General features: G+C 63.1%; 24 protein-coding genes, 1 pseudogene and 1 riboswitch. Of the genes and pseudogenes, 5 read left to right on the forward strand and 20 right to left on the reverse strand.

Annotated features, from left to right (window positions below; all coding sequences use genetic code 11):
* Positions 1 to 3: 3 nt before the first annotated feature.
* The 4 genes from FJ960_RS10325 to FJ960_RS10340 form a co-directional block, all read right to left on the reverse strand.
* Positions 4 to 1095 (reverse strand): ABC transporter ATP-binding protein, encoded by a 1092-nt coding sequence (locus tag FJ960_RS10325; protein ID WP_140713664.1) that lies wholly within the window; start codon positions 1093 to 1095, stop codon positions 4 to 6.
* On the reverse strand, positions 1092 to 2051 hold the full coding sequence (locus tag FJ960_RS10330; protein WP_140713666.1) for a sugar ABC transporter permease: 960 nt from the start codon (positions 2049 to 2051) through the stop codon (positions 1092 to 1094). The genes FJ960_RS10325 and FJ960_RS10330 overlap by 4 nt, the downstream gene beginning before the upstream one ends.
* Positions 2048 to 2908: a carbohydrate ABC transporter permease gene (locus tag FJ960_RS10335; RefSeq protein ID WP_140713669.1), complete on the reverse strand. Its 861-nt coding sequence runs from the start codon at positions 2906 to 2908 to the stop codon at positions 2048 to 2050. The genes FJ960_RS10330 and FJ960_RS10335 overlap by 4 nt, the downstream gene beginning before the upstream one ends.
* Before the next feature lie 81 nt (positions 2909 to 2989).
* Positions 2990 to 4603 (reverse strand): extracellular solute-binding protein, encoded by a 1614-nt coding sequence (locus tag FJ960_RS10340; protein WP_140713671.1) that lies wholly within the window; start codon positions 4601 to 4603, stop codon positions 2990 to 2992.
* Between the two features lie 357 nt (positions 4604 to 4960).
* Between FJ960_RS10340 and FJ960_RS10345 the strand changes: the two genes are divergently transcribed.
* Positions 4961 to 5989, forward strand: a complete 1029-nt coding sequence (locus tag FJ960_RS10345) for a LacI family DNA-binding transcriptional regulator (RefSeq protein WP_140502273.1) — start codon at positions 4961 to 4963, stop codon at positions 5987 to 5989.
* Between the two features lie 54 nt (positions 5990 to 6043).
* Here FJ960_RS10345 and FJ960_RS29810 read toward each other — a convergent pair whose 3' ends face one another.
* From FJ960_RS29810 to FJ960_RS10375, 5 genes and pseudogenes are all read right to left on the reverse strand, one after another.
* The gene (locus tag FJ960_RS29810; RefSeq protein WP_246672697.1) at positions 6044 to 6754 is read right to left on the reverse strand and encodes a hypothetical protein; all 711 of its coding nucleotides are present in this window, start codon (positions 6752 to 6754) and stop codon (positions 6044 to 6046) included.
* Between the two features lie 15 nt (positions 6755 to 6769).
* A complete protein-coding gene (locus FJ960_RS10355) occupies positions 6770 to 7210 on the reverse strand; it encodes a DUF126 domain-containing protein (RefSeq protein WP_140713673.1) in 441 nt (146 codons plus the stop codon).
* Positions 7207 to 8454 (reverse strand): aconitase X, encoded by a 1248-nt coding sequence (locus FJ960_RS10360; protein ID WP_140713675.1) that lies wholly within the window; start codon positions 8452 to 8454, stop codon positions 7207 to 7209. Before FJ960_RS10360 ends, FJ960_RS10355 begins: the two co-directional genes overlap by 4 nt.
* Before the next feature lie 312 nt (positions 8455 to 8766).
* A pseudogene (locus FJ960_RS10370) lies at positions 8767 to 8893 on the reverse strand (spermidine/putrescine ABC transporter ATP-binding protein); the annotation flags it as partial.
* A gap of 300 nt (positions 8894 to 9193) precedes the next feature.
* A complete protein-coding gene (locus tag FJ960_RS10375) occupies positions 9194 to 9358 on the reverse strand; it encodes a DUF3309 family protein (RefSeq protein WP_023768317.1) in 165 nt (54 codons plus the stop codon).
* Here FJ960_RS10375 and FJ960_RS29445 point away from each other — a divergent pair.
* Positions 9333 to 9563: a hypothetical protein gene (locus FJ960_RS29445; RefSeq protein WP_181174211.1), complete on the forward strand. Its 231-nt coding sequence runs from the start codon at positions 9333 to 9335 to the stop codon at positions 9561 to 9563. The two genes, FJ960_RS10375 and FJ960_RS29445, sit on opposite strands and share 26 nt — an antisense overlap.
* An 80-nt stretch (positions 9564 to 9643) precedes the next feature.
* On the opposite strand, the gene FJ960_RS10380 is transcribed toward FJ960_RS29445, so the two are convergent.
* The 8 genes from FJ960_RS10380 to FJ960_RS10415 all read right to left on the reverse strand — a co-directional run bounded on the left by FJ960_RS10380 (position 9644) and on the right by FJ960_RS10415 (position 16692).
* Positions 9644 to 10279: an isoprenylcysteine carboxylmethyltransferase family protein gene (locus tag FJ960_RS10380; RefSeq protein ID WP_245262035.1), complete on the reverse strand. Its 636-nt coding sequence runs from the start codon at positions 10277 to 10279 to the stop codon at positions 9644 to 9646.
* Between the two features lie 242 nt (positions 10280 to 10521).
* Complete coding sequence (locus tag FJ960_RS10385; RefSeq protein ID WP_140713677.1) at positions 10522 to 11538, reverse strand: ABC transporter substrate-binding protein; 1017 nt, start codon at positions 11536 to 11538, stop codon at positions 10522 to 10524.
* Positions 11531 to 12298 (reverse strand): ABC transporter ATP-binding protein, encoded by a 768-nt coding sequence (locus tag FJ960_RS10390; RefSeq protein ID WP_140713679.1) that lies wholly within the window; start codon positions 12296 to 12298, stop codon positions 11531 to 11533. The genes FJ960_RS10385 and FJ960_RS10390 overlap by 8 nt, the downstream gene beginning before the upstream one ends.
* The gene (locus FJ960_RS10395) at positions 12295 to 13113 is read right to left on the reverse strand and encodes an ABC transporter permease (RefSeq protein WP_181170022.1); all 819 of its coding nucleotides are present in this window, start codon (positions 13111 to 13113) and stop codon (positions 12295 to 12297) included. The genes FJ960_RS10390 and FJ960_RS10395 overlap by 4 nt, the downstream gene beginning before the upstream one ends.
* A gap of 41 nt (positions 13114 to 13154) precedes the next feature.
* Positions 13155 to 13763, reverse strand: a complete 609-nt coding sequence (locus FJ960_RS10400; protein WP_140510681.1) for a YkoF family thiamine/hydroxymethylpyrimidine-binding protein — start codon at positions 13761 to 13763, stop codon at positions 13155 to 13157.
* Positions 13754 to 13867: riboswitch (TPP riboswitch) on the reverse strand. It overlaps the preceding gene by 10 nt.
* A gap of 349 nt (positions 13868 to 14216) precedes the next feature.
* Positions 14217 to 14354, reverse strand: coding sequence for a hypothetical protein (locus tag FJ960_RS29450; RefSeq protein WP_181174199.1), 138 nt, complete (start codon positions 14352 to 14354; stop codon positions 14217 to 14219).
* Positions 14355 to 14451: 97 nt separating this feature from the next.
* On the reverse strand, positions 14452 to 14970 hold the full coding sequence (msrA, locus tag FJ960_RS10410; protein ID WP_140713683.1) for a peptide-methionine (S)-S-oxide reductase MsrA: 519 nt from the start codon (positions 14968 to 14970) through the stop codon (positions 14452 to 14454).
* 186 nt (positions 14971 to 15156) lie between these two features.
* A complete protein-coding gene (locus FJ960_RS10415; RefSeq protein WP_140713685.1) occupies positions 15157 to 16692 on the reverse strand; it encodes a glycosyltransferase family 39 protein in 1536 nt (511 codons plus the stop codon).
* Positions 16693 to 16901: 209 nt separating this feature from the next.
* Here FJ960_RS10415 and FJ960_RS10420 point away from each other — a divergent pair, with 209 nt between their 5' ends.
* Positions 16902 to 17609, forward strand: a complete 708-nt coding sequence (locus tag FJ960_RS10420; protein WP_140713687.1) for a hypothetical protein — start codon at positions 16902 to 16904, stop codon at positions 17607 to 17609.
* 195 nt (positions 17610 to 17804) lie between these two features.
* Here FJ960_RS10420 and FJ960_RS10425 read toward each other — a convergent pair whose 3' ends face one another.
* Positions 17805 to 18134: a hypothetical protein gene (locus FJ960_RS10425; RefSeq protein WP_140713689.1), complete on the reverse strand. Its 330-nt coding sequence runs from the start codon at positions 18132 to 18134 to the stop codon at positions 17805 to 17807.
* A complete protein-coding gene (locus FJ960_RS10430; RefSeq protein WP_140713691.1) occupies positions 18127 to 18531 on the reverse strand; it encodes a hypothetical protein in 405 nt (134 codons plus the stop codon). Before FJ960_RS10430 ends, FJ960_RS10425 begins: the two co-directional genes overlap by 8 nt.
* A 485-nt stretch (positions 18532 to 19016) precedes the next feature.
* Here FJ960_RS10430 and FJ960_RS10440 point away from each other — a divergent pair, with 485 nt between their 5' ends.
* Both FJ960_RS10440 and FJ960_RS10445 read left to right on the forward strand, forming a co-directional pair.
* Positions 19017 to 19286: a hypothetical protein gene (locus FJ960_RS10440; protein WP_140510672.1), complete on the forward strand. Its 270-nt coding sequence runs from the start codon at positions 19017 to 19019 to the stop codon at positions 19284 to 19286.
* Between the two features lie 90 nt (positions 19287 to 19376).
* Positions 19377 to 19682, forward strand: a complete 306-nt coding sequence (locus FJ960_RS10445; RefSeq protein ID WP_127870393.1) for a hypothetical protein — start codon at positions 19377 to 19379, stop codon at positions 19680 to 19682.
* Between the two features lie 145 nt (positions 19683 to 19827).
* Here FJ960_RS10445 and FJ960_RS10450 read toward each other — a convergent pair whose 3' ends face one another.
* Entirely contained in the window at positions 19828 to 20256 is a 429-nt protein-coding gene (locus tag FJ960_RS10450) for a DoxX family protein (protein ID WP_140713693.1), read from the reverse strand.
* Positions 20257 to 20776: the final 520 nt, after the last annotated feature.

The raw sequence follows: 20776 nt of genomic DNA on the forward strand, positions 1-20776 counted from the left end.
GGTTCAGCCCGCCCTCATCGCTACGCCGCTGGCGGCGTCGAAGACGCGCACCGATGACGCCGTGGGCGCGACGACTGCGGTTTGCCCGATCGACAACCCGACATCATTGTCGAACACCGCTTTCACGGCGCCCTCGCCCTGGCCGAGATGAACGATGGTGCGCGCGCCGATGCGCTCGACGAAGGTGACATGCATGGCCAGCCCGCGCCCGTCTTGCGCCAGGGTCACCTCTTCCGGCCGGAAGCCGTAGAGAACCTCGCCGCGTGCGCCGCGCAAGCTGGCCGCCAGTTCGTCCGGCACCGGCGGTGTGACACCCAGAGGCCCGAGATCGACGACCGGACCCCGGTCACTCTCCGCCGGCCTGCCCTTGAGCAGGTTCATGCCCGGCGCGCCGATGAAACGGGCGACGAAGACATTGGCCGGATTGTTGTAGACCTCGAGCGGCGTGCCGACCTGCTGCAGCACGCCGTGATCCATGACGGCGATGCGGTCGGCCATGGTCATGGCTTCGAGCTGGTCGTGGGTGACGTAGACCATGGTCTGCCTGAACTGGCGCTGCAGCTGTTTCAGCTCGGTGCGCATGACCGCGCGGAAGGCCGCGTCGACATTGGACAGCGGCTCGTCGAGCAGGAAGATCGCCGGCTCCATGATCGCCGACCGGCCGATCGCCACGCGCTGCAATATGTTGACCGAGAGCCGGTCGGCCCTGCGGTCGAGCAGCGGCGTCAATTGCAGCAGCTCGGCGATCGCGCCGACGCGGCGGTCGATCTCGGCCTTGGCGGCACCGCGCATCCTCGGTCCGTAGGCAAGATTCTGGCGCACTGTCATGTGGGTGAAGATGGCATAGTTCTGGAACACGAAACCGACGCCGCGCCGGCCCATCGGCACGCCGGCCATGTCGCGTTCGCCAAACAGGATCTTGCCGCTGGTCGGCTCCTCCATGCCGGCGATCATGTTCATCGTCGTCGACTTGCCGCAGCCGGACGGCCCGAGCAGCGCCATGAACTCGCCGTCTGCGATGTCGAGGTCCATCGTCTTCAGCGCCGCGAAGTTGCCGAATATCTTGGTGAGGTGCTTGAGCTGGATCGTGCTCATGCCGGCACCTGCCTTGCCCGCGCCATGCGCTTCATGGCGAACACGGCGACGATGGAGAGCACGACCAGAATGGCCAGCGCGATCGCCGCCACATAGCCCCAGATCAGGTCCTGCGTGGTGACCTTGTAGATATAGACGGAGATCGTCTCGGTGGCGACACCGGGCCCGCCGCCGGTCATGATGTAGAGTGTGTCGAAGATCTTGAAGTTCTCGATCACTCTTATCGCCAGCGCGATGATGATGATCGTCTTCATTTTCGGCAGCACGATGGTGATAAAGCGCTGCCAGGGATTGGCGCCGAGCAAGGTCGCCGCCTTGATCTGGTCCTCCGGCACGCCGACCAGGCCGGCAAGCAGGATCAAAAACATCAGCGGCGTCCACTGCCAGATGTCGGCGATCATCACCGCGATCAGCGCCAGGGTCGGGTCCGACAGCCAGGCGATGGTGACGCGTGTGCCGGATATGACCGACAGGATGTCGTTCACCGGGCCGCCCGACTGGAACAGCATGAAGAACATATAGCCGGCCACCGCCGGCACCACCATCATCGGCATCAGCAGGATCGAATAGAAGATGCGCTTGCCGGGAAAATCGTCGGCGAACAGCGTCGCCAGCGCGAGGCCCAACAGGAATTCCGCCGGCACGCAGACGATCATGACAATGGCCGTGCGCTTCAGCGCGCTCCAGAACCGTGCGTCGGCGGCGAGATCGGTGTAGTTGGCAAAGCTGTTCCACATCTCCCAGGCGTTCCACCAGCCGAGGCCCGAAAGCGGCGACCAGTCGGTGACGCTGATGTAGAGCTGCATCAAGAGCGGAAAGGCCGAGATGAACAGCACCAGGATCTGCGCCGGCAAGGTCAGCCGAAAGCCCAACCGCGTGCCCTCGTCGCGCAGGGCTGGCCTGCCGCGCGCGGCGCTCATCTCGTCCTCCGAAATCGTTACGGTCACGGCGCTCATTGCTTGAGCGCTCCGAAAGTCAGCCCGCGCACCAGATGGCGCTGGATGGTGATGCCCATGATGACCGGCGGCACGGCGGCAACGAGCCCAAGCGCCGCCTTGGCGCCGTAGAGCTGGCCGGTCATCGAGGACGACAGCGAGGCCATGTAGACCGGGATCGTCACCCATTCGCGCGTCGTGAGCAGCAACGCGATCAGATAGTCCGACCAGTTGAGGATGAAGACGAAGAGGGCAGCGCTCGCCAGCGGCGCGCGCATCATCGGCAGCGTGATGCGGGTGAAGACGCGCAGCCGCGAGCAGCCCTCGACAAGGGCGGCCTCCTCGATCTCGCGCGGCATGTCGTCGAAGAAGGTCTTCATCAGCCAGAAGGCGAACGGCAAGGTGACGATGCCGTAGATCAGCGCTAGCCCCCACCAGCTGTCGGTGAAGTTGAGGAATGCCCACATGATCATGACAGGGATCATCACGGCCATCGGCGGAAACAGCCTGAGCTGAATCAGCGCCAACGGCAGGTTCTGGCCGGAGCCGAAGCGCGACAGGCCGTAGGCGGCGGTGGTGCCGGCTGACATGGCGATCGCGGTGCCGAACACCGCCGACAGAAGCGACGACAGGATCGGCTTCAGCGCGGTGCGGTCGAGCGCGACGATTAGATTATTGGTGGACTCGCCGAATACGAACTGGAAGTTGCTGAGCGTCGGGTTCTTCGGCCACCATGTCAGGTCGGCACCGGTCGCCGACCACTCGGCGATCGGCTTGAAGGCCATGGAGACCATCCACAAGATGGGCACCAGCGTGACAGCCATCGCCGCGAGGATCGCGGCATAGCGGAATATCTCGAAGGGGACGGAACGCTTCATCTGGCTGCTTTGCTGGTGGCGTCGGTTGCGGAGGGGAAGAACTTTCGCCCCTCCCCTCCGTCTCTGATCCAGGGCGACGGATCAGCTGATCGGATCGAGAACGGTCGGCCAAGCCTCCTTGTTGGTCCTGATGGCTTCGAGCAATTTGTCTTCGCCGATGCGCCGCGCGATCTTCTTCCACTCGGCTTCCGTGTCGGCCATCGCCTGCTCCGACGTCTTGGCTTTGGTCAGCGAGGCCATGAGGTTTTCATCCAGCGCGTTGTGGAAGGCGGTGGCGCCCGGATAGTTGATGGTTGGCACCGTGCGGGCGACCGTCTCGCGCACCACGTCCATGTGGTATGCATGATAGGTCTGGCGCACCAGCGGATCGGAAAAGTCCGAAAGCCGGAACGGATCGAGATAGCCGCCGGGGTTGGCGCTCATCCAGGCATAGATGCGGGCCGAACCCAGCCATTGCAGCAGGAGATAGGCGACTTCCTGGTTTTTCGACTGCGACGAGACCATGCCGGTCAGTGAGAACCAGAGCACGGAGCGGCTGATCAGCTTGCCGTCGATCTCGCGGCCGGGCGGCAGCATCGAGCCGATCTTGCCGGTGACCTTGGAGTCCTTGTTGCCGGCATTATCTAGGAATTTCGGCAGGTTGGAGAAGGCGCAGGTCATCGCCGTACCGCCCTTGGCGAAATTGCCGTATTGCTCGGGCCAGCCCCATGAAATGGCGTCCGGCGAATGATGGGCAAGCGATTCAACATATTCGTTGGTGGCGGCGATGCCGTGTTCGGAATTTATCAGCGGCTTGCCGTCGTCGCCGAACAGGAACTGGTTGGGCGAGGCCATCGAGACATAGCGCTGGTACCAGTTGGTGTAGCCCCAGCCCTGGTTGCGCAGGTCGGTGGATCCGAACAGGCCCTTGTCCGGGCGCTGGAAGAAGGCAGCGATATCGCCGTGCTGCTTCCAGGTTTTCGGCGGCGCCAGATCATAGCCGTATTTGTCCTTGAAGGCCTTCTTCTCGGCTTCGTCGCCGAACAGATCGGTGCGGTAGACCCAGGTCTGGAAGTCGCCGTCCAGCGACACGCCATAGTTCGAGCCGCGATATTTGTTGAGCAGCGACACGCCCTTGGCGCCGTCGACATAGCCTGTCTTGGGATCGTCCCATTCGGGTTTGTACTGGGCGACGAAATCGTCGAGCTTGGCGATGCCGCCGGTCTCGGCGAGATCGCCAAGGCGGTTCCACTCGGTCGAATAGATATCGTAGGCCCCACCCTTGGTGGAGATGTCCTGCATGGTCTTGGTGAATTCCTGACCATTCGGCAGGCCGACGATCTCGATCGGGATGCCGGTTTCCTTTTCCCAGAGCTCCTTGATCGACGGCGCGCCGGCAGGGAAAGGCTGGGTGAGCTGGCCGATCGAGCCGTCCGACAGGCCAAGCACGATCTTGGCCGGCGCCTTGCCGGCGCCCTTCAGCGCCTTGGCGGCCTCGACGGCGCGACCCTCAGGCGTGTCGACGCCATACTGGTAGCGCTCGGCGCCGTCGAAGCCGGTCGGCCCACCGATCATGCCGGGCGCCAGGGCATCGGCAGCATAAGCGCGGCCGGGACGGATGAATTGGGGTGCAATACCTGCAGCGGCTACGAATACCGCCGCCTTTCCTCCGGACGCCAGCAACCGGCGCCGCGAGATGCGGATCAGATCAGACATTGGAATTCCTCCCTCAGGCCCAATGTTTCCTCCACGAGCCCATGAGGGATATTGACGGCACTATCGGAAGGCTGTCAACATCATAAATAATCAAAATACCTCACAACATGGCAACGAAGCAGAGAAATGCACCATACCGGGATTCCTATACCTCTCCAGATGCCTCGATCTGATGGGAAATGTGTTTCCTTTCCCTGCATGATCGTGCCGGGCGACTCGATTTTAGCCCAACGGCTTGCGCATCGGCTAAGGCCGGATACATCATTTCCCATCAGAATCACGGATAACGAGGCGGCTGACGTCATCAGGCCTGCAGCCGGCATTGCTTGATCTTGATGCATTAGGAGATGAAAGACGGTGCGTTCCACCCTGACTGACATAGCCCGGGAAGCCGGCGTCTCCGCCGCCACCGTTGACCGCGTGCTCAACAACCGCCCCGGCGTGCGGGCTCGCACGCGCGAGGTCGTGCTCGAAATGGCGCAGCGCCTCGGCTACATCGCCGAGAGCCCAAACGGAGCGTCGCTGCGACCCATGCCCGGCGAGATCATCCGGCTCGACTTCGCGCTCCCGGCGGGCACCAATTCCTTCATCAAGATGCTGCACCACCACATCGAGGCGCAGGCCCTGGCGCGCCCCGATCTCGACGTCCATATCGCCACCATAGAGGGCTTCAATCCCGACCGGCTCGCCCGCCTGCTGCAGGATCTGCGCGGCCAGACGCAAGGCGTCGGCGTCATCGCACTCGACCATCCGACGGTGCGTGAAGCGATCCGCTCGCTGTCGGCCAACGACGTCAAGGTGGTGACCATCGCCTCAGACATTCTGCATGTGCCGAGGGTCGCCTATATCGGCATCGACAACCGCGCCGCCGGGCGGCTGGCCGGCTATCTGCTCAACCGTTTCATGGGTTCTGGGCGCCCCGGCAAGGTGGCGCTGTTCGCCGGCTCGCTCTCCTATCGCGGCCATGAGGAACGAGAGATGGGCTTCCGGCACATATTGACAGAGGAATCGCCCAATCTCGAGATCGTCGAGATGCGCGAAATGCTCGACGATCGCGAAAAAGCCTATTCGGAGGCGTCGGCCCTTCTGGAACGGCATCCCGACCTTGCCGCGATCTACAATGTCGGCGCCGGCAACACCGGCATCGCGCGCGCGCTCAAGGAGCGCGGCCGTGCGCAATCCATGGTTTTCCTCGGCCACGAGGCGACGGACGGCACCAAGGAACTGCTGCTCGACGGCACGCTCGACGCGGTCATCGACCAGAATCCGCGCGTCGAGGCCCGCGAGGCGCTCAACATCCTGACCCATGCGGTCAGGGGCCTACCCTATGAGCTGCACCAGCCGAGGCTGCAAGTAATCTTCAAGGAGAACATCCCGGAGATTTGACCGATCCAGACGAGCGGGCCTATTTTAGGGCGCCGCGCGGCTCGACGCTTCGGTCTACTGAACGACAGCGACTTCCGCCTCCGCGGCATTGACAAAGCTTTTGTCGACCCATTTGCCGTAGTCGATCGAGCCTTTCAAAAGCCCGGCACTTGCCATGAATTTTTCCTCGCCCTTCAGAGCTTCGATCGCGTCGTCGGTGAGTTTTGGATCCTGGTGAAACACCCCACCGGCATAGGTCTTGCGTACGGATTTTTCCGACGACTTGGTCGCCTCCACAAAGGTTTTGATCGTCTCGTCGGGATGAGCGTCGGCCCATCGCGAAATCTCGATATCGACTTTCAGCAGCCGCTTGACGAGGTCGGGATGATTGGCGGCGAAGGCGCCGTTGAGGATATGACGTTGGGCACGTTCCATTCCGGATGTGTGCCGGTGTCGAAAAGGACGCGGGCCTCGCCGGTATCGACCAGCTTGGCCGCCGTCGAATCCGTCTCGACAATGGCGTCGATCGTATTGACGAGGAGAAAGAACACCGAGGAATAGAAGGTGATTGCCACCTTCGCGGCCGGCTTGCACAGGCCGAGCCGCCGCCGCCTCGATACCTGGACATTTACGGTCAACCGGGCAGCTTAGAATATCGTGCCAATGTTTCGGGCCAAGCCGGCACGTTATTCGAGAGAAGGCGGTCTTGGAAGAAATGAGATTTGGGAAGGAAAAACGGCTCTCGAAGCGGCGACTTTCACCCGCAACGTTCGCGCCAACCTTCATCGGGAATGCAGGTTCCTAGACCTTGCGAATGATCGCCCCACCATCCTCACCAGCACCGATGAAGATCCGATCACCGGAAACGATCTCCGCAACCCCGCAGACCACCAGCGGCATGCTGATCCCGTAGAGGAACTCGGCGACGATGGCGCCGACGGCCAGGATCGGGTCCGGCCGCTCCAACAAAATACCCGCGGGCGCCGTGCCTCTGCGGATCGCCTCGGCCAAGACCGAGGATGAGGATGACGATCCCCGACCGCTTGGCATGATGAGGATCCTGCCAGCGACATTCTGGCCAAGGCCCGGATGCGAACGATCTACGATATTGCCGGTCTCGGCATCGATGCCGCCCCAGAAGCTGAGCGGCTGCGAAAACACCAAAGCCTCCCCCTCGGCGGCGCCGGTCAGCTGGAATGTCCCTGCTCTTTCAACCACCTTCACTTCAATCGGCTGCGTCATGACACACCCCGCACGACATGGCCGGCTGCGGCGGACTGGATGCAGTCCTTCATATCGGCGAAGGCGACGGTCACACCGATATTGCCCGGCGCGTAATGCGCCCATTTGCCGGAATTGGTCATCACCACGCCGTCGAGCCGCTCGAAGATCGAGGTGACGTAGGTGCAGGTGTCGGCGACCGGGATCAGGCCGAACGCCTCCATGCCGTCGAGCGACCCTTCCTCCCGCAGCCGGCTCAGCGTCGCGCGGCCCGTGTTGACATAGATCGGAATGCCCCTGTCAGGCGCGACCGCACGCAGCAGCGGCAGCAAGCGCATCCATTCGTCATGCGAGAAATGCGGCGTGCCCAGCGACACGGCGCGGAGCGGCGCGCCATCGGGCACCATCGACAGCCTGGACAACGCATGGTCGATGTCGGCACGGTTGATGTGGACAATCTCCTCGGGCACCGTGCCTTGAAAGGCCTCGTCGACGGTTCCGGCCTCCGGCGTGATGCCAACGGCATGGAACAGCGCCACCGCGCCAGTTGTTGCCGCCGCGGCACCAAGCGCTTTCAGCTGATCCTCGTCACGCGGCTTCGGCAGGCCCGCGATCACCGGAACGCGGTCGCCACAGGCTTGCCCGATAATTAGTCCGACGCCGACAAACAGACTGTCGCTCGGCTCTGAACCGGCGTCGAGTTCGAACAGGATACGGCCGCGCCGGTTCTCGCTCAGATGCAGGCCCCAGGCCGGTGCGCGCCCGGTCATGGCGCAGCACAGATCGATGAAATCGCCATAGCGATTGGTGCGCGCGCCGATCACCGAATTGGCGAAGACAATGGCGTTGGATTCCCCCCAGGCGATCTGCTGGCCGAATTCAGGCCGGAAGCGGGTCTGATAAGGCGCGCAGGTGAAGGTCGCCTGGCAGCCAAGCTCCAGATGCGCCTTCATCAACCGCCGCGCCGGCACTTCTTCCGCGACGGTCATCTTCACCATGCCGGGATGGATAAGGTCGAACGAGCCGACATTCAGCGTCGTCGGGACACGCACACGGCCGCCGCCCTCGACCAGCCGTTCGACGAAATCGAGTCCTGCCTTGCCGTGGTAGAGGCAGCCATCGATATGGGCACCGGTGATGTCGAGCAGGCTGCCGGCGCCGATGGCTTTGGAAAAGGCGATGAGGATCTTCATGGCGGCGACGACGGAAGGGCCTTGCTCACTGCCGAGCATGGATTTGTCCAGCGCACTCAGTTCCAAAGTCATCGGTGTGCTCCGGACTCTACCAACCTTTGGCGGGACAGCGCCCCCCTCTGCCTGCCGGGCATCTCCCCCACGATGGCCCACGAGGGGGAGATTGGCAGCTTCAGCCTTACTACACTTTTTGCACGTGGAACATCTATGAAACCGGCGATGACAGCCGATCTCCTCCCTCGTGGGGGAGATGTCCGGCAGGACAGAGGGGGGCGCGAAGGAATGCCAACCGTCGCAGCGATAGACGCCCTGACTACCCCGCCGCGATCAGCACCGTGCTCTCCGGTGACCACCGCAGCACCACATCCTGCCGCTGCGCCAGCCTGTCAGCGCTTCTACCTGGTCGTGGGTGACGAAGATGGTGGTGATGCCGATCTCGCGCTGGATGCGCTTCAATTCGATCTGCATGGAAGCGCAACGCCTTGTCGAGCGCGCCGAGCGGCTCGTCGAGAGCACGCGCAGCTATGTGAACTCTGTCAGCGATCGGCGCGGACGGACGCTTCACCGCAAGTGGCCCAGTATCACCCTGCGGCGAGCCAGCACTTCGAGGCAATCGCTTTGATGAAAAAGCAAAGCCCGCTCCGGGGATACCGGGCGGGCCTTGGAGGAGGATGAAAGGGTGGGACCTTCTCCTCTTGTTTCCACGGGGGTGTGGACCGCAATCACCCGCGGAATGTAGGATCACAAGCCGGCTTGCTTGCATCACAATCCGGTGCCCGGCGACGTGGCGATTGCCGCCGTGATCGAACTGCTAAATGCGTCCCAGAACGACAAGGATGATGACGATGAGCAACACAAGTCCGAGACCGCCACCACCATAATAACCGGTTCCGTAGAACGGGCCACCGCCGAGACCGCTGAAGCCGCCGAGCAGCGCGAGGATTAGAATAATGATCAGTATCGTTCCTAGACCCATGGCCTTCCCTGCTCCTGAATGCGCGCTTTCGCGCTGTTTCAACATCGCGCTATTTCGGATGTTGCAAGGTATGAACGTTTTAGGGGGGCTGGCGTTCCGCCGGACCATTGCATCTGCGGAACATTCAGCCCCGAAACGCAGAAAAGCCCGCCTGGACGGCGGGCTCGGACTGCTGACGACCCTGGCTTTTGCCGGGAGTCTTTGATTCACTGGGCGATGTTGAGGCGACCCGCCCCTGAACAGCCCAAAAATGGGTTCGCCAACAATGCCTTGGCGATCTTGCTCTCAGAATAGCCGATAGAACAGCCTGTAGTGCACGCGTTCCATGTAGGCGCGATACTCCGCCACGGTGGCCAGCAAGGCCTCCTCGCGCAAGATGCGGTAAAGCTGGAGATAGGTAATTACCGCATAGACCGCGAGATTGTGGAAGGAAAAGGCCGACAGGAGGTAGAGCACATGGCCGGCGAGGTAACCGGCATAGATCGGATGCCGCACCAGCCGATAGGCACCGCCCGTCATCACACCGCGATTGGCGGGCAGGATCGCAAAAGAGCGCCCCAGCGAGATCTTACCCCAGATAACGAACAACAGTGCGATGAACTGCAACGGCGCGGCGACATAAAGGGGGATGAGTGCAATGCCTGGTTGGAGGGTGATCAACGCAACGCCAAAACTGGCTGACACCGAAACGATGACCGTCAGCGGATTCCAGTCACGCGTCACCGGACGCCGCGACAGAAGCAGCCAGGTGAAGGTGAGTATCTCGGAAATCGCCACCAGCGCGGCATTGAGCCGGGTCGGATCCTCGATAAGCTGATAGACGCCGCGATAGACGAACAGCCCCGCGCACACCAAGGCGCAGACACGAAAGAAACCTTCGCGCAGGTCGAGCAGAATCTCGCGCTTGCGCGCCGCGGACAAAAACCGGTTATCTGCTGCAGGCGAAAGTGTGTCGCTTTTTAACATGAGCAAGGCAAGCATCCCGATGATCCCTCGGGGCGACCCTCGCACGCAACCATTGCCGGGTCGTTAACCGAGAAGATCAGATCGGCATCAAACCGGATCGAAGGTGAGGGCCGCACCCGGGGTTGTCGGGGCCGCAACCTTGGCGACATCCCGGCGTCCAGCATCGGACGATCCTTTCGCGGTTTCCGCATTGATGCCTATCTGAGGTACACATTGCTGAAATATTTCGCAAAATCGGGACGTTGCGCGACGATCTTGCCATCGGCGTCGTGCAGGATGCCGGCAGCAAGGAGATAGGAGCCGATCGCTTCCATCTTGGCCGGATCCATGATGCCGATGGTGCCGTCTTGCCCGCGCAGATAGTGCCCCTCGATCAGTGTCTTCAGCGAGGCGTGGATCAGCGCCGGATTGCTCAGGGCATCCTTGTTGGCGGCGATCAGCAGCGTGGCGGCTTCCTCTGGATGATCGACCGCGAACTGATAACCCCGCCGCGTTGCCTGGATGAAGGATGACGCCAGCTCGGGATTTGCCTGGAGATAGGCTTCGCTCGAAGAGATAAGCGTCGTGTGCTCGTCGGGGACGCCATAGTCGGCGTAGACGAAGCTGCGCTGCTTGACGCCCTTGAGTTCGGCTTCGACGCCCTCCCAGGTCGACACTTCGAGCGTGAAGTCGACCGAGCCGTTGGCCAGCGCCTCGTAGGCGGAAGTGCCGAGCGTCACCGTCTCGAAATCGCCCTTGCCGCCATCATGCCGGATGATGGTAGAAATCAGTGCGTTCTCCCAGGCACTGCCGAAGCCGCCATAGGTCAGGCCATCCAGATCCTTCGGACTTTTGATCTCGCTGCGCGCCGCATCGAACACCAGCCGGCCTGTCTCGGACTGCACGACGGCATAGACACCCTTCAAGTCGGCCCCAGCGGTCCTCTGGGTGAACAGGCTGATGGTGCCGTTGATGCCGAAATCGGCGACGCGGTTGGCGACAAGCGTACCGGCACCGGTATCGCTATAGGGCAGGATGTCGACCTCGAGGCCCGCCTCGCGATAAAAGCCCTTGTCGCGGGCGACGAACAGCCCGATATGGTTGGTGTTGACCGTCCAGTCGAGCGCGACGGTAACCTTCCGCGTTGCCGCGAAGGAGCGGCTCGATCCGGTGATCAGCGGTACGCTGCCGGCAAGGGTGAGCAGCAGAGCTTGCCTGCGCGTCAAGTCAGTCATGGTCATGTCCTTTGGATGGCTGGAGGTTGAGCAAAATATGGAGGATTTCGGCCTCGAGTGCCCCGGCCTGCCGTGTGGCGGTGCTGGTCGGATCACGCGGGCGCGGCAGTGGCACCTTGATTTCGCGCACGACATGGGCCGGCCGCGCCGACAGCACATAGATGCGGTCGGACAGGAACACGGCTTCGCGCACATCATGGGTGATCAGCATCGCCGTCCAGCGATGATGCCGCCACATCTGTTCGAGCCAGCGCTGCATGGCCGCCCGGGTCAGTGCATCGAGCGCGCCGAACGGCTCGTCGAGCAGCAACATGTCGCGTTCCTGCACGACAGTGCGCAGCAGCGCCGCGCGCTGGCGCATGCCGCCCGAAAGCTGCGCTGGAAAATGCCGCTCGAAGCCGGCGAGCCCGAACTCGGCAAACAGCGGCGCGACCCGCGTCCGCGCCGCCTTGCGGCTGACGCCTTGCACCTCGAGCCCGAGTGTCGTGTTGTCGAGGATGCGCCGCCACGGCATCAGCGCGTCGCGCTGCGGCATGAAGGCGAAATGCCTGCCGTGATCGTCGAGCGGCGCGCCGTCGAAGAACATCTCACCCTCGCCATGCTCGGCGCCGGTCAAAAGCTGGAACAGCGTCGACTTGCCGGCACCCGAAGGCCCAAGGATCGAGACGAATTCGCCGGCATCCACGCGCAGTGAAATGTCGGCGAGCACTTCGAGCCCGCCAAAGACCTTGCGCATATGCCGCAATTCGAGCCGGCTCATGCTTGCGGGCCTCTTCCGGCGGCTTGCCTGCCAGCGGCTTGTTCCCAGGGCATGGCCAGACGCTGCAGCAGCACCGTCAGCCCGAACAGGACGAGGGTGAGCGCGGCGCTGACGCCGACGGCGGCGAGCACCAGGTCGGGACGGAAATTGTTCTTGGCGTTGAGCATGTAGATGCCCAGCCCTTTGGCCGCGCCCGCATATTCGGCGAAGATGGCGCCGACGACGGCGTAGGTGATGGAGATCCTGAGGCCCGCGAAGAAATACGGCAGCGCCGAAGGCAACCGTGCCAGCATGAAGACCCGCCAGCGCCCTGCTCCCATGGCGCGCAGCATCTGGCCAATCTCAACCTCGGTCGCCTCGTAGCCCTGTACGAGGGCCACCAGCATCGGGAAGAAGGTGACCAGCGCCACCAGCATGATCTTGGGCGTCAGCCCGAAACCGAACCAAAGCACCACCAATGGCGCAATGGCGACCAGCGGCAAAGTCTGGCTGACGATAAACACGGGAAACAGTGCGCGCCGCAAAGGCTGGAAGAAGTCGACCAGCATCGACAGCGCAAAGGCGGCGCTGAGCGAACAGGCAAAACCGATCAGCGTGGCGCCGATGGTGGGAATGGCATTGTCGAGCAGCGCGTCACGATTGAGCATCGCCTGTTCGAAGACGCGCGAGGGCGCCGGCAGAACCGTCGCCTTGATGCCGGAATGGTTTGCGTAGAGTTCCCAAGCCACGAGCACCAGACCGATCGTTATCACGGCCGGCGCTGCCTGGGCGAAGAAGCCCGCGAGTTGACGCGGGTTGAATGACGATGAAACCACGAGAGGATAACCTTGACGGCGCGCGCTTCGGCGCGAGCGGTTCAGACGGCAGTGGGACTGTTGGCCGAAACCGTGACGTCGAGGGTTACGTGGCCGGCGCCTGGCCCGAAGCGGCAGAACGCTTCATCGAGCGCCGAGAAGATCGCGCCGGCATCGCCGCGCAGCTTGGTGCAGAAATTCTTGGAGCGATCGTAGACGCCGGACTGCTTCAGGAAATCGATGCAGCCATAGATCTCGTCCATGTGGTCGTCCGTGCCCATCACATAGAGCGAGAACTGCGCCGCCGCTGGCTGGCCAGTGGCGGGCGCGCCGCGCACGGCGGTGATGGCCGCTTGCTTGCGTGGTCCGAGTGGCCCGGCGGGTCCGCCGAACGTGTTGGAGCGGCAGATTGGATCGTCCGGCTCCCCTGGACAGCCACGCGAAATGGTGGCCGACAGCACGCAATGCTTGCCGCTGCCGGACGCAGCCACGAAAAGGTCGCGCAGCGCCGGGAACAACACCTCGGGGGGCCCGACCAGCAGGGTCGAGATGTCGTCGGTCTCGATCCTAAGCTTGTCGCGGTACGGATCGAGCGCGCCGAGCGCGCCCAGGATGACGCCGACAAAATCGTCGGCCATTGGATATAGGGAAACCTGTGCGCCTGAAAACATCGCCCGCCTCGCTCCGCTGGTATTACCCAGATCAGCTTCTAGGGTCTGTGGGCTTGCCGCCCCCGTCTCAGCCCCGACCGTACGGAGCACCCCTGTGGATGGCGGCGTTAAAGCACCATTCGATCGGTTGGGGAAGCTGTTTTTTCAGCAAGCTGCGCCAAAAGCATTGCGCCAGCGCAGACGCAACCGGGTGCCCCCGGCTCGGAAATTTGTCTGGACCTTCGCAATGTCGAGGGGTTGTTCACCAGACGCAATCGCAGGAAAAGTGTGAAGCGGTTTCTGGCCGGACTTGCGTCAAAACAAAGAGATAGAGCGGTCAGTTGCTTCCGCGAAGCCCGTGAACCGCTCTGGCGATGAATCCATAGAAATGGAGACAAACCATGCTTATGAAAATCCTCGCGGCTTCGGCCTTCACTATTGCCCTTGCAATATGAATTCCAACGCGGACCAGAATTACCCGAACAATCCGCAGGGCGCGCAGACGGATGCCAATGGCAATGCGACGGCGCCGACCGTTAACGACAGCAACTGCGGGAAATAGTTTCGCAGCATGGAAATCGCGGACTGACGTTCCGCGATTTCCATGCGCATCGATTCAGTGTCCGCCACGACCGCCCGGCGGCACCCCTCGCGCCGATTCGAACTGTCAACCCGCCGGACGGTGGTTAACAGCCGCTATCAAAAAAACTTATGAAACTGCCTTTTCGCGAACCGGCAGTTTCCAGCCTGGCCTGATGAAATGGCAGGTGTAGCCGTTGGGATATTTCTCCAGATAATCCTGGTGCTCGGGCTCGGCCTCCCAGAACGCACCGACCGGCGCGAGCTCGGTGACAACCTTGCCGGGCCACAGGCCGGAGGCATCGACATCGGCGATGGTGTCCTCCGCCACACGCTTCTGCTCCTCGCTGGTGTAGTAGATTGCCGAGCGATAGCTCATGCCGACATCGTTGCCCTGGCGGTTGCGCGTCGTCGGATCGTGTATCTGGAAGAAGAATTCCAGAAGCTGGCGGAAGCTGATTTTCGCCGGATCGAAGGTGATCTCGATGGCTTCGGCATGCGTGCCATGATTGCGATAGGTGGCGTTCGGCACGTCGCCGCCGCTGTAGCCGACGCGGGTGGCGAGGACGCCCGGGAAGCGCCGGATCAGATCCTGCATGCCCCAGAAGCAGCCACCGGCAAGCACTGCACGTTCGCTCGAAGTCGCCATGTAACGTCTCCTCAAAGGCAATCCCAGGAAAAGTGTAGCGGCTTTCCCCGGGGAATTGCGCGACAACAAATATGGATATCCCCATAAATGGGCATTGTCGCCCGGTTCGTCCAGTCAGACGAGCGGCCATTCGGTCATACCGGTGGAAGGCGCCCCCTAACGAACCGGCGCATGACACTGCCCGCCTTAGACGCGCGGGTGCCGGGTCCGGCTGCTGGCGGCAACCGGCAGATATCGCGCACCAGGCGGAATGGCGGCAAAACTGATCGCTACCGGCGGCGCCTCGCGCGACCAGTTGAAAAGAACCGTCTTGACCGGGATGTTGTCCAACCATGCCCGCAACTGTGGCGGCACGCCATGACCCCGCCAAATCATCAGCATGCCATGGTCGCGCAACCGCTGCCTCGTGATCCAGGGTGCGAACCGCATATCGAGGTCGGTGAAGATCGACGGCTTGTCATAGGCATTGAGGCCCGCCAGCATGGCAAGATTGGTGTCGCCACCGACGATGTCGAGCTGGCCGGGCGCCGCCGCGTGCCAGATTGCCTCGGCCTCGTCCGAGATCGGCTGCGCCGGCCAGCAGACGGCGTCCATGCGCCCGCGCACATTGCAGTCCGTCCAGCGGATTGCCGCATAGGCGCCCGACATGGTGACGATGCAGATGAAGGCGCAGATCGCTAGCTTTCGCATCTCGACGGCGGCGAGCCGGTGACCGAGAAAGGCCAGCGCGACCACACCGACAAGATTGTACATCGGCGCGCTCCAGGCCTCGCCGGTGCCGGTGAACAGCGAGGCGACCATGACTAGCGCCGCGGGCCCAAGCCCCATCCATATGAGATAGACGAGGGTGCCGCGCTCGACCGGCTCTTGCGGGGCTGGTGAGCGCCGCAAGAGCCCTGATAGCGCCAACACCAGGAGAAAGCCGGAAAACCCGGCGATCTGGACGCCGATATAGTAGAGGCGCGCACGGTGTTCGGTCACCCAAGCGTCGCGGCCGGCGAAATAGGTCAGCGGCAGGAAATCCATGCGGTAAAGTGCGACGGCCAGCGGCGCGGCGACCGCGAGAAAAACGGCCAGGCCAAGCCATGGCCAGGGTGTCGCCAGCCGGCTGCGCGCGCGCGTGTCCGACAGCAGCCAGAGGCCGCCGAAGGCAAGCAGCAGTCCGGTAGAGAACTTGGCGTAGAGCCCGACGCCGGACACCAGTCCGAGCGCCAGCCACCAGCCTGGCCCGCCGGCGCGGCCGGCGCGCCACAACAGCCAGCAGATCGCGGCCCAGAACGGCATCTGCGCATAGTCGTGATTGAATTGCGGCGTCGGCCAGCCGAAGAAATATATCGATGGCATCAAAAGCACGGCAGCCAGCGCGCGGCGTTGTCCGAGCATGTCGCGGGCCAGCAGATAGACCAGGACAAAGGTGGCCGAGATCGTCAGCTGAGCGAGCAGATATTGCGGCCAGCGGAACGATCCGGTCAGAAGATGGCTGGTCTCGAGCAGCCAGCCGGGCAGTTGCGGATGCTTGTAGGTTAAAAGCACCCATTCGCGGCCCCACATGAAGCCTTCCACGACATCACCGGGCGGTGCGGGATTGATGAGTGTTGGCACCACCGTCCAGCACAGGGTCTGCGCCAGGCACAAAAGCGCCAGCAAACCCCAGGGGTGCCGAAGCAGGGCGGACCAGACCGACGCTGAGTCCAGCCCCGCGGCAGGCAGCCCTGCTGGCATCCAACGATCGATGGAGTCGTCAATTCCCGCCATGCGGCGCTTAGACCACATCGCCTGGTTTGCCGAACAGCCCCAACATCAAAGCTTACAAAAAAGTATACTTGCAGGTCATTGCAAGACCAAGATTGAGCGGGATCTACGGTCTCTTACTGCCGTCGCCGGGCAGAACAGCCCGCACACTGATCCCACTTGAACATCCCGGATACTCGATGCGTCACCAGCATGCCGTCATCCACCACCGCGCGCTCGACTTCTGGCTGGCGCGCGCGGCGGTCCTTGTCATCATCTGTCTGCAGCTTCTGGTCATCAACGATCTTTCGTTCGGCCCCCGCTGGCTGGCGCCGGCGCTGGAGGCCGCCCTGCTCGTACCCCTGTCCGTAGCCACCGCCTGGACGCAGGTCGCCACCCAGAAAGCGGTCGAGGAGGAGCACTGGTATCTGGTTGGCCGGTTTCGCGTCATGATCCGCAGGACGGCCCTGGTGATGACCGGCCTCGTCAGCGTCATGAATTGCGGCTCGCTGGCGCTTCTGGTGCGTGCCTTGCTGGCCGGCCATGCCGGCTCCAGCGGCCAGACGCTGCTGGTCGACGCGCTCAACATCTGGGTCACCAACATTATCGTCTTTGCCTTGTGGTTCTGGAGCACCGACCGGGGCGGGCCGCCGACCTGCGGCCTCGTCACACGCGCCCATGCCGATTTCCTATTTCCGCAAATGACCCTGAGCGACCGCGAGATCCGCGACTGGCTGCCGGGCTTCGTCGACTATTTCTTCCTCGCCTTCACCAATGCGACGGCGTTTTCGCCAACCGACACATTGCCGCTCTCCCAACGCGCCAAGCTGCTGATGATGGCCGAGGCGATGATCTCGCTGCTGACGATCGCGCTTGTCGCGGCCCGCGCAGTCAACATCCTGGCCTAAGGCACGTCCCCCAAGCCCGCCGGGCACCGGGAGAACGGCAGGCATGAAGATGAAGACCTGAGCGCGCGTCGCCTCGATCCATTCAAACGCGCCTTGGGCAGGAGCCACAAACGCAAAAAGCCCGCCTTGGCGCGAGCCAAGGCGGGCTTTGGCTCGACCGAGCCGCGGATTCTCGATGCCAGGTAGGGGCCCGGGTCATTCCTCCCCCGCTGGCCTGAACTTCCGCACGATCACCTCGAACAATATATCCGAGAGCGTGTCCAGTTGGTTGATGGCGACATCGATGTCCTTGGGCAGTACCGAAAGCACGATCTTGAGGTACTGGTCCGGCTTCTCGGTGCGCACCTCGGCGAGGACGCCGGCGCCATGGATGCGGAAATCGGCCCGCACGGCGGTGAGAAAATCGTCGCCCAGTGACTTCTTGGTGCGTTTCGGGCGGGGCGTCTTCGCGGCTGCCGGGCTGGCGGCAGGCTTGCGCTTTGCCGACCTTGCCTTTGCGCGCGACGGCCCGGTTTCGTCAGTCATGGATCTGCGCCACGGCATTGGTATCACCGGCGGCAGCCTCCGGCAGCGCCTGCTTGGCCCGCCTGGCCGGCTTTTTCGAGCGGGCGGATTTCTTCCTGGCCCGCTTGGCACCCTTCTGCCTTGCCTTGCTGGCCGGTTTTGCCGCGCTTGCAGGTTTTGCAGCATTGGCTCGCGCCTTGGGCCTGGCCATGACAAGACCGACAGCGCGGCTGTCTGTGCCTGCTTGCGGAAAACAGAAACCGCCAGCCGCCTCCCGCACCATGCCGATCAGCACGTCGGGCGCAACCGCCTCGACACGGCCGAGGCGCGCCCGAGGCGCCGCGCCCTCGAATTGGCCGATGGCGCTGACGACCTCAAGGCCGTCGTCGCCGGTGATGATGGTGGCGTAACGTGTCATGGGATTTCTCGCATCTCGCGGAGGTAGCGCTCTACGGCACCCCCCTCTGTCCTGCCGGACATCTCCCCGTCTTGGGGGGAGATTGGCAGGTTGGACGCCTCGCCCAGTCTTGGAGCGCAGGCGGTTGGCGAAGGTCGCGATTGTATCTGATCTCCCCCCAAGAGGGGGAGATGGCCGGCAGGCCAGAGGGGGGCGCTGTCCCGCCAGCATTCAAATTTGCAACCGCAGTAGCGTCCCTAGGCATGGCGGCAGAAACACAAAACCCGCCTTGGCGGCGGGTCGTTGGCGCAAATCAGCACCATGGACAAATTTATAGCATGGCTGCCCTCACCCGGTCAACGGCTTCTAGGAAAAAATTCACATTTGACCGAGAGAGCATGACGCCAGCCCAGACATTCATCCGGCTTTTCATCAGCCGGCTCCTGTGAAATCATCAGCGGCAGCTCATGGAATGATTCCCGTCGCACGGCCTTGTGGAGAGGACGATGGACAGACCAGCCATGGCATCCGTCTTCAGGATGCGGCACGCTCCGGCCACGGTTTCCGGTGTGCGCAGCACTGGCCAGGGCCAGGCCGATCCGATCATCCGGGTTCACTCGCTTGGCGAAGCGATCCGCTTCGTCGCCGGCGCTTACCCCAACTACGACATCGGCACCGTCGCCATAGACTGCGGCGACCCTTCGATCCCGCGCCTCGGCAGCCTGGAGGTCAGGGCGCTGTGGCGCGAATATGGCGAGCGCCTGACGGAGGAGTAGACGCATGTCGCCAAAAAGCCGCGGCGCTTCTCCGCGTCGGATCGGAAATGCCGCTCGCGCGTTTGGAACCCAGCCACTGGAGCAATCGCCATGAACGTCGCCAATCTGCAACTCGAGGGCCTGCTGATGGCCGTCGCCTCGATCAACCACGTCCTGGTCAAAAAGGGGGTGCTCACATCGGAGGAGATCGACATCGCGCTACGCAAGGCCGAGGCCTCGGAAACCGGCGAGGAGCGGTCAGGAGGCATGTCGGCGTCGAGCCGCGACGCCGTCAACTTCCCGATCCGGCTGCTGGAACTTGCCAACCAGTGCCAGCCGGAGGCGGACATGCCATCCTTTTCGAAGCTGGCCCGCATGGTCGGCCAGATGAAGGAGCCTTATAACGACCAGATGTGAGGCTCCTCACGCCCCCCGGTCGGGGTCCTACGCCCTGCCCCGGGCGGGCCGCTAGGCCCTGCCCCGGGCGGGCCGCTAGGCCCTGCCCCGGGCGGGCGTCATGCCCTGCCCCGGGCGGGCGTCATCCCCTGCCCCGGGCGGGCCGCTAGGCCCTGCCCGGCCATCCCAGGTTCAGCGCCAGGATTCTTCCCGGTCCATGGACCGCCGCGAAAAGCAGTCCGGCCAGGAACGAAAAATGGTCGACGAAGAAGCCGAATTCGGCCTGGTTGCCGGCCCAGTGGCTGGGTCCGTGGAAGGCCAAGGCCAGGAACAGCACATAGGCGGCGGCGACCAGCGCGGCCTGGGTGAAGAAGGCACCGCTGAGGAAACACAGCACCAGCGCAACCTCCAGGATCGCCGCGCACCATGCGAGGAAGAGCGGGAACGGGAAACCGGCGGCCGCGATGTAGCCCGCCGTGGCCTCCATGCCCATGAACTTGAAGGTCACCGCCATCAGGAAGACGGCCGCGAAGATCAGGCGGGCGACGAGAAGGGCCGCGGTCTGCCACGGCGATTGTGTGATTTGCGACGGCATGGTTGTATTCCTCCAGTTTCATCAGCCCCAAGGACGCACCGCCGCGCGCGCATCCGACATCAGCCAGCGATTTTTCTCTCCGACTTCGGTTTGACGGCTGATGTACGGCACCCCTCGAAGGGGAAGCAAGCAGGCCCAAGGCGCCGATTGCCGGCCGCCGCGACACGCGCCAGGCGTTCACGAACAATTAACGATCCTGAAACTTGTCCGTAACCGGCAACATGATATGTTAGCTGGGGCTAATGCATGGCGTGTTCCGTGCAGTAATCTTGGGTGGGTCGAGTTTTGGGCGCAAACGTCAGGTTGGGGACGAAGTCCTATCTGGTCCGGTCGCCGGTCCTGGAGTGCGATGGCTGCGGCGGCACCGGACAGGTTTTCCAGTGCCCGCGTTGGGCGAGTTCAAACGGCCTTTGCTGTCCCGCCGGCACGCATTCCCGCGGCTGCCCCGGCGCCAGCGCGCCCTGCGCCGAATGCGGGGCGCCCGACAGCCACAGCGCCGACCCGGCCCCTCCATCGGCAT

Source organism: Mesorhizobium sp. B2-3-11 (genome assembly GCF_006442215.1).
In the GTDB taxonomy this organism is placed as follows: Bacteria; Pseudomonadota; Alphaproteobacteria; order Rhizobiales; family Rhizobiaceae; genus Mesorhizobium; species Mesorhizobium salmacidum.